This window comes from Luteimonas qiangzhengi (genome assembly GCF_039548515.1).
Lineage (GTDB): Bacteria > Pseudomonadota > Gammaproteobacteria > Xanthomonadales > Xanthomonadaceae > Luteimonas.
In genome coordinates this window covers 222,298-237,892 of the sequence record NZ_JBCLVE010000003.1, presented here as the reverse complement: position 1 = coordinate 237,892, position 15,595 = coordinate 222,298, and the positions used below count along the sequence as shown (strand labels likewise).

Sequence of the window (15,595 nt, the reverse complement as noted above, 5' to 3'; positions counted from 1 at the left end):
GCCGGGTCTTTTTTTGTCAGAACATTTCTGTCAGAACAGCTTGGCCGGATATTCGGCCTTGCGGTCGCGCGACATCAGCCGGGCCAGACCTTCGGCCGGGGTGATGTCACCGTGCAGCACGTCGTGGACGGCACTGGCGATCGGCAGTTCGATGTCGTGACGCCGGGCAAGGCGCATGACCTCGTTGGCGGTCTGCAACGACTCGACCACCTGGCCGATTTCCCGCACTGCTTCGTCAATCGACTGCCCCCGCCCCAGGGCCAGACCCAGGCGGCGGTTGCGCGATAGATCGCCGGTGCTGGTCAGCACCAGATCACCCAGCCCGGCCAGGCCGATCAGAGTTTCCGGGCGTCCACCCAGTGCCACGTTGAGCCGCAGCATCTCGTTCAGGCCGCGGGTAATCAGGCCCGCGCGGGCGTTGAGACCCAGCTCCATGCCATCGGCCACGCCGGTGGCCACGGCCAGCACGTTCTTCATCGCGCCGCCTAGCTCGGCCCCGCGCATGTCATCGCCCGTATAGGCGCGGAATGCGGGACCGTGCAGTACGTCGGCCACCTGTTCGGCGAACTCCGGATGGTCACCATGCACGGTGAGCGCGGTGGGAAGACCAGCCGCAACTTCCTTGGCAAACGAAGGCCCGGTCACCACCGCCAGCGGCACATCCGGGCCAAACACTTCGGCCGCCACCTCATGCAGGAAGCGGCCGGAGCCCGGCTCGAAGCCCTTGGTGGCCCAGCACACGCCGGCATCGGCCCGGCGCAGCGGAGCGAGCGTCCGCAGGGTTTCGGCAAACGCGTGCGAGGGCACGGCCACCAGCACCAGGTCGGCGTCGGCCAGCGCCGCCGCCATGTCGGTGGTGGCGCGCAGTTCCGACGGCAGCTCGATGCCGGGCAGGTAGCGGGCGTTCTGTTGCCGCCCGTCAATGCCGGCAACGTTCTGCGCGTCCTTCTCCCAGCCCCACAGCACGGTGGGGAACTGGTGGCGTGCGATCAGCGCGGCGAGCGCGGTGCCCCATGAGCCCGCGCCAAGCACCGCGACCTTTGGCCGCTTGATCATGCGATCAGGCGTTGCCAGCGGTCTCGCTGCCGCCTGCGCCTTCGGCCGCCTGACCCTGCTGTTCGGCACGCTTGCGCAGGCCTTCGGCATACAGCGACTCGAAGTTGATCGGCTGCAACAGGAACGGCGGGAAACCACCGGCCTGGATCAGCTCGCCGATCAGCTGGCGCGCGTACGGGTACAGGGCATTCGGGCAGTGGGTGCCGAGCATGGCGTCCAGCACCTGCGGCTCGAAGCCGGCCAGGGTGAACACGCCGGCCTGCTGCACTTCGGCCACGTACACGGTGTTGTTCTCGTCCAGGCTGCAGGTCAGGGTGATGCCCAGCACCACCTCGTAACCATTGTCGCCAATCTTGGTAACCCGCTGGTTGAGGTTCATGTTGAGCTGCGGCTGGGCCTGCTCGTTGAACACCTGCGGCGCCTTGGGCGACTCGAACGACACGTCCTTGACGTAGATCTTGTCGACGCTGAACTGCGCGCCGGTCGGCTGGTTGGTGGCGGCTGCGCCGTTGGCGGTTGCAGGCTGCTGGTCGGCCATGGTGATCTGACTCCGGGTTCCAGAAATGGGTTGAAAAGAGGTCGATTATCGCACTTCGGGCAGGGACAGCGCCGGTCAGCGCCGTCCGCGCACCAGCGGCAGGTCCGCCTGCTGCCAGCCGGTGATGCCGCCATCGAGCAGGTAGATGCGCTCGAAGCCGGCCTTTTTCAGCCTGGAAGCAGCACCGCCGGCGGTCTGGCCGGTCTTGCACACCAGCACCACCGGGAGCTTCTTGGCCGCGGCCAGCTGCTTGTTTTCAGGATCGAACTGGCTCATCACCACGTTTTTGGAGCCGGCGATGTGGCCCTTGTCGAAATCCGCGATCGGGCGCAGGTCCACCACCAGGGCGTTCTCCTGGTTGACCAGCGGCGCCAGTTCCCCGGGACGCAACACCTTGAAGCCGCGGAACAGCCGCGCAATCTCGGTGTAGATCAGCGCCGCGGTCAGGCCCACGAGGGCCAGGACCAGCAGCTGGTTGCGGCCGGCAAATGCCAGCAATTCTTCAAAATTCACGGGATTTCCGGGGAGGTTCTGCGGCCGACGATTGTCGCCCAGCGCGGCGCGGGGCGCAAAGCCGCCAGCTCATTCACCGGGCCACAGGTCCGGCAGGCCGCCGCTGACCCACCATTGCCCGGCCGTGTCGTCGTAGCGCCACTGCTCGGTATAGCGCAGGGTGCGCTCTGCCATGTTGTGACGGTTGATCACCCCGACCTCGATCTCGCGCGCGGCGGTGCCGTCGGGGAAGCTGCGCGAGGCCAGCTCACGGTAGGCGGAAATACGGATCTGTTCGAAACGCTTGAATTCCAGCTCGCTCATCGGATTGGCCTCCCGGTAGTCGGGGTCCACCAGATTCCATGCGCCTTCGAAGTCTCCCCAGCGGACTGCGGCCGAATAGACGTACTGCATCTGCTCCAGTTCGCTCATTTTCCTGCCGCCACCGCAGGCCGACAGCGTCAGCGTCAATGCGGCCAGCAGCAGGACCAGGCCCGATTTGATCAGCTTGGACATCGGTTCGTCATTCCTCGGTAAGGCGCACATCCTAGCGCCTGGCAATGGCCACGTAACGCGCCCGTCCACGGGTGGCGACGCCGCCTTCCGGCAGTGCAACTTCTATCTGCAGGTGGATGCTGGTTCGGCCGCGCTCGCGCAGCCTGTCGGCAAATCGCACCCAGTCCGTCCCCGGCTCCAGCCTGGCTTCGGCGCGCAGGTCCGCGTACAGCGGCGCCACGTAATCCACCTGGCTGTCGGCCACGAACACGTCCGATTCCACTCCCGCCGCTTCCGCCTGCAGGGTCACCAGGCCCCAACCGGCCAGCGTCATCAGCGAGGTCAGGCTTCCGCCAAACGCGCAGCCCTTGTCATTTACGTGGCGGGACAGCGGCGCGAACAGGCGCAGGCCGCGGCCGTCGTAATGGTCAATTTCAATACCCATGCCGGCCACCGGCGGCATGGCGAGGTAATGGGCAAGCAGGCCTTGCAATCCGGCTGCGGACGTCATCGGCAAAACGGTCTCCATGGTGATCAACTGCAGGACTTGCGGGCGTCGCGGACGGCGGCCAAGCTGGCATGCATGACTCTTTCAGACCGCCCGGCTTCCGCACTGCGCGGATGCTACGTCATCTCGCTGCGACCTGTGGGCGAGCACGCCAGCATGCGCCGGGCAGCGGCCGCCCACGGCGCCCGCACCCTTGCCCTGTCGCCGTGGCGGCTGGTTGCGCGCGATGGGCAGGCGTTGCCGCTCCTGCGCCAGGCGCTGGGCGCGCCGATCGCCATATTCACCAGCCCGGCGGCCGTCCAGGCCGCTGCCGGCATGGCGCCGCTGTCTGCGAAACCGGGCCAGCTGCGCCTGGCCGTGGGCGCCACTACCGCGGCCGCGCTGCGCCGGGCAGGCGTGGCGGAACCGGTCTATCCGCAGCGCATGGACAGCGAGGGACTGCTGGGACTGCCCGCACTCACGGAGGTCACCGGCATGCACATCGGCCTGGTGACCGCGCCTGAAGGTCGCAGCTTCCTGACTGAATCACTGCAGGCGCGCGGCGCGCGGGTGCTGCGCGCCGATGTGTACGACCGGATCCCGGTGCCTCCCGCACCGCAGGCCATCGCCCGGCTGCGGGCGCTGCCGCCTGGCACGCCGCTGGTACTGGCACTCAGCAGCGGACTGGCGCTGGAGATGCTGGTCGACTCACTGCCCGCGGATATCGCCGACCGACTGCGCGGGGCCCTGGTGACCGCTGCCAGCGCGCGACTGGTGGAGCTCGCGCAAGGCCTCGGGTTCAGCGCAGTGGTCCAGGGCGCCGACGCCCGGCCTGCATCGCTGCTCGCCGCAGCGGCATCCGCTGCACGCCAAGGCAACAAACATGGCGCTAACGTGGCGGCAATCACACCGGAGACTGCCCGATGACGCTGTTACGCAACCTGATGATGTGGCTCGTACTGGCGGTGATCGGCGCGGCCCTGGCGTGGATGCTGCTCGACGGCGACCACGGCCAGGTGCTGGTGCGCTACGGCGGCTATGACTACCGCACCACCCTGGTCAACGCGATCGCCATTGGCCTGGCCGTAGTGCTGGTGCTGTGGCTGGCCTGGTGGCTGCTGAGCCTGCCGTTCCGCACCTGGCATGAGCGCCGCGACCAGCGCGCCCGGGCAAGCCTGGGCGATGGCCTGGAAGCGCTGCATCAGGGCCGCTATGCGCAGGCGGACAAGCTGCTGGCCCGGGCGCGGGACGAGCCCTATGCCGAAGCCGCGGCGCGCGTAGCGGTGGCCCAGGCCGCGCATGCGCGTGGCGACATGGCCCGGGCCCGCAGCGAACTGGATGGATTTGGCGAACGCCATCCGGCGTCGCGCGCGATTGCCGCGGCCGAGCTGGCACTGGCCGATCGCCGCCCAACCGATGCACTGGTTGCGCTGGATGCGCCGGCGGCCCAGCCGCTGCCGCCACGCGGACTGGCCCTGCGGGCCGAGGCGCTGGCCGTCTCCGGCCAGGCCGCGCAGGCCTACGAACTGCTCGGCGCGCTGCGCCAGCAGCAGGCGCTGCCCGACGCTGCCCTGGCCGAATGCGAAACCCGCTGGGCCGCCGCGTCACTGCGGGAAGCCGGCGACAGCAATGCCCTCGCCGACCGCTGGGAAGCGCTGCCCAAGGCGCTGCGAACCAGCCCGGAAGTGGCCTTGGCCTACGCCGACCGCGCCGCTGCGCTGGGCTGGGACGAAGCCGCCACCAAAAGTCTGGAACGCACGCTTGAGGCCGGCTGGGACGAGTCCGTCATCGAACGCTACGGCACCCTGCCGGGGGGCGACCTGGAACACCGCACCGTTGCCTGCGAGCGCTGGCTGGCCCGGCATCCCGACAGCGCCACGCTGCCGCTGGCGCTGTCGCGGCTGTGGGCACAGCAGCAGGACTGGGAACGGGCGGAAGACCATGCGCTGCGGGCCATCGAACGCGATCCGCGCGGCGGCGGCTGGGAGCAGCTGGGCCACATCCGCGCTGCCCGAGGCGACGAGGCCGGCGCCCGCCAGGCCTACGCCAACGCCCTGCGCGCCGGCCGCGGTGACACCGTGCCGGCACCTGTCGTACAGCCGGCTCTCGAACCGGACCCGGTCGACGACCCCCTGCTGCCTCCGCCGCTGTCGCCCTGAGGTCAGCGCTCCAGGATGGCCACCACGCCCATGCCGCCGGCGGTGCAGATTGAAATCAGCGCGCGGCCACCGCCGCGCTCGGCCAGCTGCTTGGCCGCGGTGGCCACGACCCGGGCGCCGGTCGCGGCAAACGGGTGACCCGCAGCCAGCGATGAACCCACCGGATTGATCTTTTCCGGATCGATCCGGCCCAGCGGCGCATCCAGGCCCAGGCGGGTGCGGCAGTAATCCTCGCTCTCCCACGCGCGCAGGGTGCACAGCACCTGGGCGGCGAAGGCTTCGTGGATTTCGTAGATGTCGAAGTCCTGCAGGCTCAGGTTGTTGCGCGCCAGCATCTCGGCCACGGCCACGGTCGGCGCCATCAGCAGGCCATCGCCGTGAACGAAATCAACCGCTGACACGTGCACATCACGCACCCAGCACAGCGGCTCGTGGCCGTGCGCACGCGCCCACTCGTCGCTGGCCAGCAGGCAGGCGGCGGCACCGTCGGTGAGCGGGGTGGAGTTGGCGGCGGTCAGCGTGCCGCGCCCGGAAGCGCGATCAAAAGCAGGCTTCAGCGTGGCCAGCTTGTCGATCGACGTGTCCGGACGCAGGTTGTTGTCGCGCGCTTCCCCGCGGAAGCTGACCACCAGGTCATCGTAGAAACCGCGCTCATAGGCCGCGGCCAGCTTGCGGTGCGAGGCCACGGCCAGCTCGTCCTGCGAATCGCGTGAAATGTTCCACTGCTTGGCCATGTCTTCGCAGTGCTCGCCCATCGATTTGCCGGTGCGTGGCTCGGCCACGCCGGGGAAATCAGGCTTGAGCTCGCGCAGGCGAAAGCCCTTGAACGCGGCCAGCTTGCCCTTCATGTCCCTGGCGGCGGCCGCGGCCAGCAGGCGCCGGCGCAGCTTCTGCCCGTACACGATCGGCACGTCGGAAGTCGTGTCCGACCCACCGCCGATGCCGGCTTCGATCTGCCCCATCGCGATCTTGTTGGCGACGGTGATGATGCTGTCCAGCGAGGTGCCGCAGGCACGCTGCAGGGTGATGCCCGGCGTCAGCGGCGACAGGCCTGACGACAGCGCCGCCTCACGCCCCAGGTTCCAGTCGCTGGAATGCTTGATCACCGCGCCCATCGCCACTTCGCCCAGCTGCTGGCCATGCAGGCCGAAACGTTCGACCAGCGCGCCGAGCGTACGCACCGACATGCCGAGATTGCCTACGTCCGCGTAGGCGGTATTGCGACGGCAAAAAGGGATACGGACGCCGCCCAGCACGGCGACGGGACGGGTTTGCAGCATCGGGGAGCACCTCACGGCAGAGCCCATCGACCTTGACGGGCATAATGTGGCCATCTTAACGCCGGGCCGGGTGACGGCAAACGCTATGACCCAATCAGGGCTGAACTCCACCCGCTGCGTCCGCGGTGCACTGGCGCTGGAACGCGTGGCCGCCGAAGCGCCGGGCGCGCTGTCGCTGGCCCAGGACAAGGCCGGCGCGCTGGCCGCGCTGGTGGCCCGCGACCTGGCCGCCTTCACCGCCGATGTGGGTGATCTGGATCTGTGCATGGTGGCCGCCCACTACGACCCGGCCGAACTGCTGCGCCCCGGCTGGCCGCTGCATGAAGAGCTGGCCCAGCTGTCGGCGCGCGCGCCCGGCGATGCCGGTGGCCGGGTGATCGCTTTTGGCAGCCACGAGGGCAAGCTGCCCGGCACCCTGACTCCGAATCCGGCCATGGCCGAAGGCCCGCTGCGGCTGGTGCCCTTCGTCCTGACCGGTCCGGCAGAGGCAGTCGACACGGTCGGCGAAACGTTCGAAAACCAGCTGCTGGAACGCGGCATGGCCGACGCCGGCAGCGCGTTGCTGGCCCAGGAAGCGTTCGGGCTGCAGGTGGAGCACGCCCGCTACCTGACCCTGCACGACCTGTGCGCGATGACCGCGCTGCAGTACGACCATGCGGGCCTGTCGCGGGTCTGGCCGATCCTGGAAACCGCGCTGCTGGCGCCGCAAAAGGAGGCCTGGCTGGATATTCCGCCCGAGCCGCTGCTGCGCTACGCCGACGGCGAAGTACGCATCGCGATGTTCTCCCCCGACCACTGGCGTCGCCACTATGGCGGCGACGAACAGGACGAGGCGCGACTGGCGCGCGGCTATATGCACTTCGAGGGTCGGCAGCGGCAGGTCACCGCCCTGCTCCAGGCCCATGGGATCCCGGTCACCTTCGCCCACTGCCGCAGCGACGGCGACCCGCGCGAGGAGCTGGCCTGACGGCCACTCCCCCGCGCGTGCGTGGTTTTCACCGCAGTGGCTTGCGCCGTTACTGCGCTTCGATCACGCCACAGGCCAGCCGGTCGCCGGCGTCGCCGGTGGGCTGGCTGACGTAGTCATCGGCGTCGGCGTGCACGATCACGCCCTTGCCGACGATATCGGCGGCACCGCCATCGCCCAGAGTGGCGCCGTGCAGCCAGCGGTCGACCTGGGCCACGCCCTCGTCGTTGGCCATGAGGTTGTCGCTGTCGCCCGCGTGATGCTCGCCCTGGCCGGCACGGCCATGCTCGCTGTCTTCGGGATTGAAATGACCGCCGGCGCTGGTGGCGTCCGGCGCGCTGCAGTCGCCGGCTTCATGCACGTGGAAACCGTGCTCGCCGCCTGCAGACAGGCCGGTCACTTCGCCGGTGATGTGGATGTTGCCGTCGACGAGGGCGAACTGCAGCTGGCCGCGGGCCTCATTGCCCTCGGTCGGCGAGAGCACGGCGATCGCCATGCGTTCGGCGGTATCGACCGGCTCGGTCATTCCAGCCTCAGTGCCGGTCTGCATGCCGGCGGGCGCCGTCGCAGGCGGGGTCACTTCACCGGCGGGATCGGAAGAGGGCGCGCAGGCCGCAAGCGCAAAGACGGCGGGGGCAAGAAAAAGCAGATGGTTCGTTCGCATGGGCTGTCTCCAGTGGGATGCCAGGGTTTGGCCAGCATACATACGCACGAATTCATTCGGCGTGTGGACGGAGGGCTGGCGCCGTGGGGCCCGCCTCACTGCCCGGCGATGATCTCGCCGCAGGCCACCCGCGCACTGAATGCCCCGGGCGTGGCGCCCAGCACCAGCAGCGACCGGCCCATGATGTCGTTGGCCGAGCCGCCGCCGAGCACCGCACCGGGAACCACCAGATCCACCTGGGCCACGCCGCGGGCGTCGGCAAAGATCCGGCCCGGGGTACCGGTGACCGCACCGCGCTGGGCATAGCCCTCCAGCGGATCAAAGAATGGACCGGCAGTGCTCGCATCGGCGGCGCTGCAATCACCCTTTTCGTGCACCTGCAGCCCGTGCGCTCCGTGGGCAACCAGGCCGCCCACTTCACCGGTCACCCGAACCGCGCCGGCTTCGGCGTGCAGCCTGACCTGGCCGCTGACCAGGCTGCCGGAAGCGGAGGCCAGGTTGGCCGTGGCCTCGGTGAATGTTCCTGCCTGGGCAATCTCGACCGGCTCGGGCATGGCAACGGGCAGCGGGCGCGGGCCGGGATTGGAAGCACAGGCCGCCAGCAGTGCGGCCACGGCAGAAACAGTCAGCAGAAAACGCATGGCCGGAATTCGCAGTGGTGTGGAACGGAGGCCGACGATACCGCTTCCCCGGTCAGCGCTTCATGAACAGTCCGCCGCCTTGGGGTCACCGACTGCCGTCCAGCTCGGGCGACTGGGTCAGCGCATGCAGGATGCGCAGATCCTCGGCATCCAGCGCCATGCCTTCCATGCCGCGGAAGCGGTGGCGGAAGGCGCGGATGGTGGCTTCGGGGGCATCCACCGGATAGCCGATCCGCTGCAGGGCCAGCATCGGGTCGAAGCCCTGCGGCGGATCAACCATCAGCTCCGGATCGGGCCAGATGCCGAAGCCGGCATCGTGCAACCGCTTCCAGGGAAACAGCGGGCCCGGATCAACCTTGCGCGTTGGCGCCAGGTCGGAGTGGCCGATCACGTTCTCACGGGCGATGCCCCAGCGATCGGTAAGGTCTTCCAGCAGCACCAGCAGGGTGTCGACCAGCGGCTCGGTGAAGGGCTCGCTGCCGTTGTTGTCCAGCTCGATCCCGAGCGAGAACGAATTCACATCGCTCATGCCGCGCCAGCTGCCGGCACCGGCATGCCAGGCGCGATGCTCGTCGGCCACCAGCTGGTACAGACTGCCGTCCTTGCCCACCAGGTAGTGCGAACTGACCCGCCCGTGGCTGTTGGCCGTGCGCAGCGTGTGCAGGCTCTCTTCCACCGAGCCCTGCTGGGTGAAGTGGACAACGATCAGGCTGGGCCGCCGGACATCGTGGTTTTCCGAAGCCACCCACTGCGCCATCGGATTGCGCGGTGGCGAATGGGTACACGCGGCCAGCGCCAGCGCGCACAGCAGCACGGTGATGATTCGATACATGTCCTGACCTCAGGCGCCGTAGTAGAGCTGGTACTCCAGCGGATGGGTGGCGGCACGGAATTTCGTGACTTCCTGCATCTTCACCGCGATGTAGCTGTCGATGAAGTCGTCGTTCATCACCCCGCCGGCCTTGAGGAACTCACGGTCCGCATCGAGTGCTTCCAGCGCCTGGTCAAGCGAATGGCACACGGTCGGGATCAGCTTCTCTTCTTCCGGCGGCAGATCGTACAGATCCTTGTCGCTGGGGCCGCCCGGGTCGATCTGGTTACGGATGCCGTCCAGGCCCGCCATCATCAGCGCGGTAAAGGTGAGGTAGCCGGACTGGATCGGATCGGGGAAGCGCAGCTCCACGCGCCGCGCCTTCGGGTTGGACACGTACGGAATGCGGCAGCTGGCCGAGCGGTTGCGGGCCGAATAGGCCAGCATCACCGGTGCCTCAAAGCCCGGCACCAGACGCTTGTAGCTGTTGGTCGAAGCGTTGGCGAACGCATTGATCGCGCGCGCATGCTTGAACACCCCGCCGATGTACCACAGCGCCATCTGGCTCAGGCCGCCGTAGCCGTCACCGGCAAACAGGTTGGTGCCGTCCTTGGTCAGCGACTGGTGCACATGCATGCCGCTGCCGTTGTCGCCCACCAGCGGCTTGGGCATGAAGGTAACGGTCTTGCCGTGGCGGAAGGCGACGTTGCGGATCACGTACTTCATCGCCATCAGCTCGTCGGCCTTTTTGACCAGCGAATTGAAGCGGGTGCCGATCTCGCACTGGCCGGCGGTGGCCACCTCATGGTGGTGCACTTCCACCGGGATGCCGATCTGCTCCAGCGTCTTGCACATTTCCGCGCGCAGATCGTGCAGCGAATCCACCGGCGGCAGCGGCATGTAGCCGCCCTTCACACCGGGGCGCCAACCGCTGTTGCCCCCTTCATACTCGCGCCCCGAGTTCCAGGCTGCTTCTTCCGAATCGACATGGAAGAACGCCTGGCCCATTTCCACTGCGAAGCGCACCGAGTCGAATACGAAGAATTCAGGCTCCGGGCCGAAGAACGCCTGGTCGGCAATGCCCGACGATTTCAGGAACGCTTCGGCGCGCCGGGCGATGCCGCGCGGATCGCGCGGATAGGCCTGCATGGTCGACGGATCCAGCACGTCACAGACCAGCGACAGCGTGGGATGGGCCGGGAACGGATCGACGAAGGCGCTTTCCGGATCCGGCAGCAGCACCATGTCCGATTCGGCGATTCCCTTCCAGCCGGGTACAGAAGAACCGTCGAACATCACCCCGTCTTCGAACAGCCCGGGCTCGACGATCGAGGCGGGATAGGTGATGTGGTGCTGGGCGCCCCGCATGTCGGTGAATCTGAGATCGACGAATTCGATGCGGTGGTCCTGGATCAGCTTCTCAACGGTATCGATGGGCATTGACGTTCCTGTGGGGACGGGTACACAAAGGATACCGCCGCCGGCCGTCGCGTATCCTTGCCGACCAACAAAAAATTCCGCCCACCGCCGTGTCCGACCTGTTTGCCGCCCTGCTGCTGGGCATCATCGAAGGCATTACCGAATTCCTGCCGGTCTCCAGTACGGGGCATCTGCTGATTGCCCAGCACTGGCTGGGCCCGCGTTCGGACTTCTTCAACATCGTGATCCAGGCCGGGGCGATCGTGGCCATCACCCTGGTGTTCCGGCAGCGGATCTGGGAGCTGGCCAGCGGCCTGGGCGAACGCGCCAACCGCGACTACGCGATCAAGCTGGCGGCGGCTTTCGCGGTCACCGCGGCGGTCGGGCTGCCGGTGCGGCTGGCGGGCTGGGAACTGCCGGAAACGGTGACCCCCATCGCCTGGGCGCTGGTGATCGGCGGGATCTGGATGATCGTGGCCGAGCGCGTGGCCGAGCGCCGCGGCGACCGCACCGATGTGACCTGGACGGTGGTGGTGCTGGTGGGCCTGGCGCAGGTGGTGGCGGGGGTGTTTCCCGGCACGTCGCGCTCGGCGGCGGCGATCTTCATGGCCATGCTGGCCGGGCTGAGCCGGCGCTCGTCGGCCACCGAGTTCGTGTTCCTGGTGGGCATCCCCACCATGTTCGCCGCCAGCGGCTACGCCTTCCTGGAGCTGTGGATGGACGGCGGGTTGGGCGACGAAGCGTGGGATGAGGTGGGGCTGGCCTTTGCCGCCGCCACGATCACCGGCTTCCTGGTAGTAAAGTGGCTGCTGGGATATATCAGGTCGCACCGCTACACCGGCTTTGCCGTCTACCGGATCATCCTCGGCGGCCTGCTGCTGATGTTCATGCCGGCCGGCAGCTGACTCACGCACATTCCTTTCAGGAGAACCGCAATGGCTTCACGCCTGTCCCTGCTTCTACTCCCGCTTTCCCTTGCTGCGTGCAGCACCCAGCAGCCTCCTGCCGAATCCCGGCTGCCATCGGCCTCGCAGCCGGCCGCTGAAGCTTCCAGCGCCCCGCCCGCCGCCGATCTGGATGCCTGGCACTGGCACCTGAGCGGCGCAGTGGATGCCGCCGGCAACCGCATCGATGCGCTGTTTGCCGATCCCGACCGGCCGCTGCAGCTTGATTTCAATGACGACCGCCTGGGCATCACCGGCGGCTGCAACCAGATCGGCGGCTCGTACCGGTTTGAGGGCAGCAGCCTGCAGGTGTCACAGCTGGTGCAGACCCAGATGGCCTGCGCGCAGCCGCTGATGGACCAGGACGCGGCGATCGCCCGCCTGCTGGAGGGCCGACTTTCCGTGGCTACGGAAGACGCCGACCCGCCGCGCATGGAGTTGACCGCGGCTGACGGCGCGCAGCTCTCCTTCCAGGGCGAGCCCACCGCCGACACCCGCTACGGCGGCCCGGGCGAGCGCATGTTCCTGGAGGTCGCCGCCCAGCGCCAGCCGTGCAGCCACCCGCTGATCCAGGACATGCAGTGCCTGCAGGTGCGCGAGGTGTCCTACAACGATGCCGGCATCAGGAGCGACGAGCCGGGTGAATGGCAGCCGCTGTACGAGGAGATCGAGGGCTATGAACACCAGCCCGGGATCCGCAACGTCGTGCGCGTGTACCGCTACAACCGCGACCCGGTTCCTGCCGACGCGTCATCGATCGTGTACGTGCACGACATGACCGTGGAATCGTCGCAGGAATAGCGCAAAAACCCGTCGTCCTTCTCCGTCGCACTGCGAAGAAAAAGGACGGCGGGTTACAAGCGTGCGCTCAGCTCAGCGGGTGCCGTGCAGCTTCGGGTGCAGGCTGTAGGCGCCGTAGATCGCCGCTTCGGCCAGCACATGGCCGTGCATGGCGCGATGCACATCAGCCGCGGTGAACTCCTGCGGCAGGTCCAGGCGTTCCGCATCCAGCGCAAACACGCGGAAGAAGTAGCGGTGCATGCGCAGGTCGTTGCCCGGCGGGTAGGGGCCGTCGTAGCCGTGCCACTGACCGCCCATGTCCGGATCACCCTTGAACCAGCTGGTGTAGTCATTCAGCCCCTGGCGGGAACCTTGCGGCCCGGGCGGGTTGCGTTTGCCGGGTTTGGTGATCCCGTCGCTGGCACTGCCGGCGGCGATTTCGCGCACATCGGCGGGGATATCGGCCATCACCCAGTGCACGAAATCGGTGCGCGGCTGGTCGGCCGGGATCTCCACCCCTTCCTTGCCCACCATTTCAGCCACGGTGGGCACATCCGGATCCACGCACACCAGCACGAACGAGCGCGTCCCTTCCGGCGCCCCGTCCCAGGCCAGGTGCGGGTTGCGATTGCCGCCGAAGCCGTCCGGCGTGCCCATGGCGAGCTCCACGGGCAGCGGCCCGCCGTGTTCGAAACTGTTGCTGTGGATGCGCATCGAATCTCCTTGCCTGGTCAGTCCTGCGGATAACCCAAGCGTACCGCTACCGGCGTCAGCTCAGCGAATGCCTCCGCCAGCGGCGCGGCATAGGCGCGCCAGTGGCCTGCCGGGTAGCGGCGGCTGCCGAACAGGTGTTCTGGCGGTTCCGGCAAGCTCAGGCCCAGCGCATCAGTGACGTGGCCAGCCATCGCGCGTGGCGAATTGACGTGGTCGTCCAGGCGCAGCAGTACGTGAGGATGTAGCGATCGTTCGCTCAGTTCCGCCATATGGGCCAATGCCAGTGCCAACCAGCGCGCCGCAGCTTCCGGCGACCCCATGCGCAGCGGCAGATGGCCGCCGGAGGACAGCCAATCAAGCAGCATGTCGCGCGGGTCGCGTACTGCGATCCACAGCTGCGCCTGCGGAAGGTGGGCTCCGATTACATCCAGCAGGGCGTTGTCCCAGTGCGGCAGCCAGTCGATGACGGGCCCGTCTGCAGACAGGCCACGAGCCGGCAGCGTCTGGCGCCATTGTTCCACGGCCGTTACCGGGCCCAGACTTCCGTCCGTCAGGCGCAGCGCAGCGGCGAATGCCTGAAAGGGATCGAGGGGAGGCCTGGCTCCCATCCGGTCCGAGAGAAAAACAGGAACCACGTTGTCGAGTAGCCGCGCTACGCTGGCGACACCCGATCCGGGCAGGCCTATGAGGAACGCGAGCGCGGGCGCTTCCCCAGGCACCGCTGCTGCCGGTACCCGCCGCGCTTTAGCATCAGTCAGCTCGGGCACCGCGAACAGGCGTTCGCCATTCGGGTCCACCCGGGCGTGCGCTTCACTCCACGCCTGCACGGCGTTGACATGATCTCCTGCAAGGTCATGAGCCCTCCCGAGCCATCTGTGCACCTCCCATTGCTGCTGCGGTATACCGGTCGCACGCTGAGCAAGGGATTTGACAAATTCGACCGCCTCCCCGGGGTCACGCGCCGCGAGAAAGTCCAACAGTCGCCCCTGGGCCGACAGATGATCGGGAGCCACTTCGAGGGCCTTTCGCAAGGCCGCTTCCGCAGCGTCCGCATCTCCAGCCAGGGTATGCAGCCGCGCCTTGGCCTCATGGGCATCAGCGGCTTCCGGCAGCGCCTCCAACCAGCGATCCACTACGGCACCGGCCGGAACCAGGTCGGTCTCCAGTGAGAATCGCACGCGCCACAGGCGGCCCAGGTGCGGAGATGTGGACAGCAAAACCTCCAATGCGTTGCGCGCATCTTCAATGGCACCCAGCTGGCTCCACGCCCGCATGGCCAGTTCCAGGGCCCGCGGGTCAGCGGGCATGGCGCCCAGTGCGCTTCGAAGCCACGGCAACGCCCGCTCATGCTGACCCAGCTGCAGCGCCAGTTCGCCCGCAAAGCGCTGGGCTTCGGGAGTGGCTTGATCGGGCATCGCCAGCAGAGGCTCAATCTCATCCAGGGCGTCGGCTGGACGATTCTGCCGCAGCAGCAGCCCTGCCAACATCCGCCTGAGCGCGTGATGCTCGGGCCGCAGCTCAAGCAGGCGGCGGACCGTCTGTTCTGCAAAGGCGAGGTTCCCATTGGCCAGGTATACAAACGCGGCGGCGTTCAGTACCTCCGGCTCCTGCGGCGCGGCTTCGAGCGCCGCGGTGGCCAGCGAGAGCGCACGTGGCTTGTCTTTCCGCCCAAGTGCAACCAGGGCCTGGACCGACTGCAGGATCGGATGCTCGGGCGCAATACGCGCAGCTATCACGGCACACCGCTCGGCTTCATCCACGTCACCGCTGCCCAGCGCCAACTGGGCTTTGATCAGGTAGGCGCCCAGTTGGTTGGGATCCAGTTCGAGGGTCTGGTCCAGCGCCTGGAGTGCCTGGGCGACATCCCGGCTACCAAGCAACACGCTGGCGCGGAAAAAATGCAGGTCGGAATCGTCCGGCGTGATCGCAACAGCCCTGTCGATGCTTTCCATCGCACCGTCGTGGTCTCCGGCCAGGCGAAGAGCCTGCGCCATCAGGCGATGGGAACGCGCATCAGCGGGATCGGCTTCAATAGCGCTGTGGGCCAGAGCCTGCGCCTCTTCATGGGCGCCGCGGCGCAGCGCCTCGATAATCTTTTCGTGCATGGAAAGTGCCGTTGGGTCGCCGTGCGACGTGAGCGGCCATTGT

At 67.7% G+C, this 15,595-nt stretch carries 17 protein-coding genes; 5 read left to right on the top strand and 12 right to left on the bottom strand.

Annotation, left to right across the window (positions count from 1 at the left end; all coding sequences use genetic code 11):
* Positions 1-30 precede the first annotated feature (30 nt).
* The 5 genes from WCE59_RS03380 to WCE59_RS03360 form a co-directional block, all read right to left on the bottom strand.
* Positions 31-1,056, bottom strand: coding sequence for an NAD(P)H-dependent glycerol-3-phosphate dehydrogenase (locus tag WCE59_RS03380; protein WP_343257297.1), 1,026 nt, complete (start codon positions 1,054-1,056; stop codon positions 31-33).
* Positions 1,057-1,060: 4 nt separating this feature from the next.
* Positions 1,061-1,594: a protein-export chaperone SecB gene (gene secB, locus WCE59_RS03375; RefSeq protein WP_343257296.1), complete on the bottom strand. Its 534-nt coding sequence runs from the start codon at positions 1,592-1,594 to the stop codon at positions 1,061-1,063.
* Positions 1,595-1,669: 75 nt separating this feature from the next.
* Entirely contained in the window at positions 1,670-2,107 is a 438-nt protein-coding gene (locus tag WCE59_RS03370) for a rhodanese-like domain-containing protein (RefSeq protein WP_343257295.1), read from the bottom strand.
* A 69-nt stretch (positions 2,108-2,176) separates the two neighbouring features.
* Complete coding sequence (locus WCE59_RS03365) at positions 2,177-2,602, bottom strand: hypothetical protein (protein WP_343257294.1); 426 nt, start codon at positions 2,600-2,602, stop codon at positions 2,177-2,179.
* A gap of 31 nt (positions 2,603-2,633) precedes the next feature.
* The gene (locus WCE59_RS03360) at positions 2,634-3,092 is read right to left on the bottom strand and encodes a YiiD C-terminal domain-containing protein (RefSeq protein ID WP_343257293.1); all 459 of its coding nucleotides are present in this window, start codon (positions 3,090-3,092) and stop codon (positions 2,634-2,636) included.
* 72 nt (positions 3,093-3,164) lie between these two features.
* On the opposite strand from WCE59_RS03360, the gene WCE59_RS03355 reads away from it, so the two are divergent.
* Together WCE59_RS03355 and WCE59_RS03350 are read left to right on the top strand one after the other, a co-directional pair.
* Complete coding sequence (locus tag WCE59_RS03355; protein ID WP_343257292.1) at positions 3,165-3,995, top strand: uroporphyrinogen-III synthase; 831 nt, start codon at positions 3,165-3,167, stop codon at positions 3,993-3,995.
* Complete coding sequence (locus tag WCE59_RS03350; RefSeq protein ID WP_343257291.1) at positions 3,992-5,227, top strand: heme biosynthesis protein HemY; 1,236 nt, start codon at positions 3,992-3,994, stop codon at positions 5,225-5,227. The genes WCE59_RS03355 and WCE59_RS03350 overlap by 4 nt, the downstream gene beginning before the upstream one ends.
* 2 nt (positions 5,228-5,229) lie before the next feature.
* On the opposite strand, the gene WCE59_RS03345 is transcribed toward WCE59_RS03350, so the two are convergent.
* Positions 5,230-6,507: an acetyl-CoA C-acetyltransferase gene (locus WCE59_RS03345; protein ID WP_343257290.1), complete on the bottom strand. Its 1,278-nt coding sequence runs from the start codon at positions 6,505-6,507 to the stop codon at positions 5,230-5,232.
* A gap of 85 nt (positions 6,508-6,592) precedes the next feature.
* Between WCE59_RS03345 and WCE59_RS03340 the strand changes: the two genes are divergently transcribed.
* Positions 6,593-7,474 carry a hypothetical protein gene (locus WCE59_RS03340; protein WP_343257289.1) on the top strand — a complete coding sequence of 294 codons (882 nt, stop codon included), beginning with the start codon at positions 6,593-6,595 and terminating at the stop codon, positions 7,472-7,474.
* Positions 7,475-7,523: 49 nt separating this feature from the next.
* Here WCE59_RS03340 and WCE59_RS03335 read toward each other — a convergent pair whose 3' ends face one another.
* From WCE59_RS03335 to glnA, 4 genes are all read right to left on the bottom strand, one after another.
* A complete protein-coding gene (locus tag WCE59_RS03335) occupies positions 7,524-8,138 on the bottom strand; it encodes a superoxide dismutase family protein (protein WP_343257288.1) in 615 nt (204 codons plus the stop codon).
* 95 nt (positions 8,139-8,233) lie between these two features.
* Positions 8,234-8,779 carry a superoxide dismutase family protein gene (locus WCE59_RS03330; RefSeq protein WP_343257287.1) on the bottom strand — a complete coding sequence of 182 codons (546 nt, stop codon included), beginning with the start codon at positions 8,777-8,779 and terminating at the stop codon, positions 8,234-8,236.
* Between the two features lie 85 nt (positions 8,780-8,864).
* A complete protein-coding gene (locus WCE59_RS03325) occupies positions 8,865-9,611 on the bottom strand; it encodes an N-acetylmuramoyl-L-alanine amidase (protein WP_343257286.1) in 747 nt (248 codons plus the stop codon).
* Between the two features lie 9 nt (positions 9,612-9,620).
* Positions 9,621-11,030 (bottom strand): type I glutamate--ammonia ligase, encoded by a 1,410-nt coding sequence (gene glnA, locus WCE59_RS03320; protein WP_343257285.1) that lies wholly within the window; start codon positions 11,028-11,030, stop codon positions 9,621-9,623.
* Positions 11,031-11,119: 89 nt separating this feature from the next.
* On the opposite strand from glnA, the gene WCE59_RS03315 reads away from it, so the two are divergent.
* Both WCE59_RS03315 and WCE59_RS03310 read left to right on the top strand, forming a co-directional pair.
* Entirely contained in the window at positions 11,120-11,914 is a 795-nt protein-coding gene (locus WCE59_RS03315) for an undecaprenyl-diphosphate phosphatase (protein ID WP_343257284.1), read from the top strand.
* Positions 11,915-11,944: 30 nt separating this feature from the next.
* Positions 11,945-12,754, top strand: coding sequence for an META and DUF4377 domain-containing protein (locus WCE59_RS03310; protein WP_343257283.1), 810 nt, complete (start codon positions 11,945-11,947; stop codon positions 12,752-12,754).
* Between the two features lie 72 nt (positions 12,755-12,826).
* Here WCE59_RS03310 and WCE59_RS03305 read toward each other — a convergent pair whose 3' ends face one another.
* Positions 12,827-13,447 carry a YbhB/YbcL family Raf kinase inhibitor-like protein gene (locus WCE59_RS03305; RefSeq protein WP_343257282.1) on the bottom strand — a complete coding sequence of 207 codons (621 nt, stop codon included), beginning with the start codon at positions 13,445-13,447 and terminating at the stop codon, positions 12,827-12,829.
* Between the two features lie 17 nt (positions 13,448-13,464).
* Positions 13,465-15,552, bottom strand: coding sequence for a tetratricopeptide repeat protein (locus WCE59_RS03300; RefSeq protein ID WP_343257281.1), 2,088 nt, complete (start codon positions 15,550-15,552; stop codon positions 13,465-13,467).
* Between the last annotated feature and the right edge of the window lie 43 nt (positions 15,553-15,595).

Excerpts from the sequence above, each read along its gene's own strand:
- WCE59_RS03380 (WP_343257297.1), bottom strand. The coding sequence starts at position 1,056 with ATGATCAAGCGGCCAAAGGTCGCGGTGCTTGGCGCGGGCTCATGGGGC.
- secB (WP_343257296.1), bottom strand. The coding sequence starts at position 1,594 with ATGGCCGACCAGCAGCCTGCAACCGCCAACGGCGCAGCCGCCACCAAC.
- WCE59_RS03365 (WP_343257294.1), bottom strand. The coding sequence starts at position 2,602 with ATGTCCAAGCTGATCAAATCGGGCCTGGTCCTGCTGCTGGCCGCATTG.
- WCE59_RS03360 (WP_343257293.1), bottom strand. The coding sequence starts at position 3,092 with ATGACGTCCGCAGCCGGATTGCAAGGCCTGCTTGCCCATTACCTCGCC.
- WCE59_RS03355 (WP_343257292.1), top strand. The coding sequence starts at position 3,165 with ATGACTCTTTCAGACCGCCCGGCTTCCGCACTGCGCGGATGCTACGTC.
- WCE59_RS03350 (WP_343257291.1), top strand. The coding sequence starts at position 3,992 with ATGACGCTGTTACGCAACCTGATGATGTGGCTCGTACTGGCGGTGATC.
- WCE59_RS03345 (WP_343257290.1), bottom strand. The coding sequence starts at position 6,507 with ATGCTGCAAACCCGTCCCGTCGCCGTGCTGGGCGGCGTCCGTATCCCT.
- WCE59_RS03340 (WP_343257289.1), top strand. The coding sequence starts at position 6,593 with ATGACCCAATCAGGGCTGAACTCCACCCGCTGCGTCCGCGGTGCACTG.
- WCE59_RS03335 (WP_343257288.1), bottom strand. The coding sequence starts at position 8,138 with ATGCGAACGAACCATCTGCTTTTTCTTGCCCCCGCCGTCTTTGCGCTT.
- WCE59_RS03330 (WP_343257287.1), bottom strand. The coding sequence starts at position 8,779 with ATGCGTTTTCTGCTGACTGTTTCTGCCGTGGCCGCACTGCTGGCGGCC.
- WCE59_RS03325 (WP_343257286.1), bottom strand. The coding sequence starts at position 9,611 with ATGTATCGAATCATCACCGTGCTGCTGTGCGCGCTGGCGCTGGCCGCG.
- glnA (WP_343257285.1), bottom strand. The coding sequence starts at position 11,030 with ATGCCCATCGATACCGTTGAGAAGCTGATCCAGGACCACCGCATCGAA.
- WCE59_RS03310 (WP_343257283.1), top strand. The coding sequence starts at position 11,945 with ATGGCTTCACGCCTGTCCCTGCTTCTACTCCCGCTTTCCCTTGCTGCG.
- WCE59_RS03305 (WP_343257282.1), bottom strand. The coding sequence starts at position 13,447 with ATGCGCATCCACAGCAACAGTTTCGAACACGGCGGGCCGCTGCCCGTG.
- WCE59_RS03300 (WP_343257281.1), bottom strand. The coding sequence starts at position 15,552 with ATGCACGAAAAGATTATCGAGGCGCTGCGCCGCGGCGCCCATGAAGAG.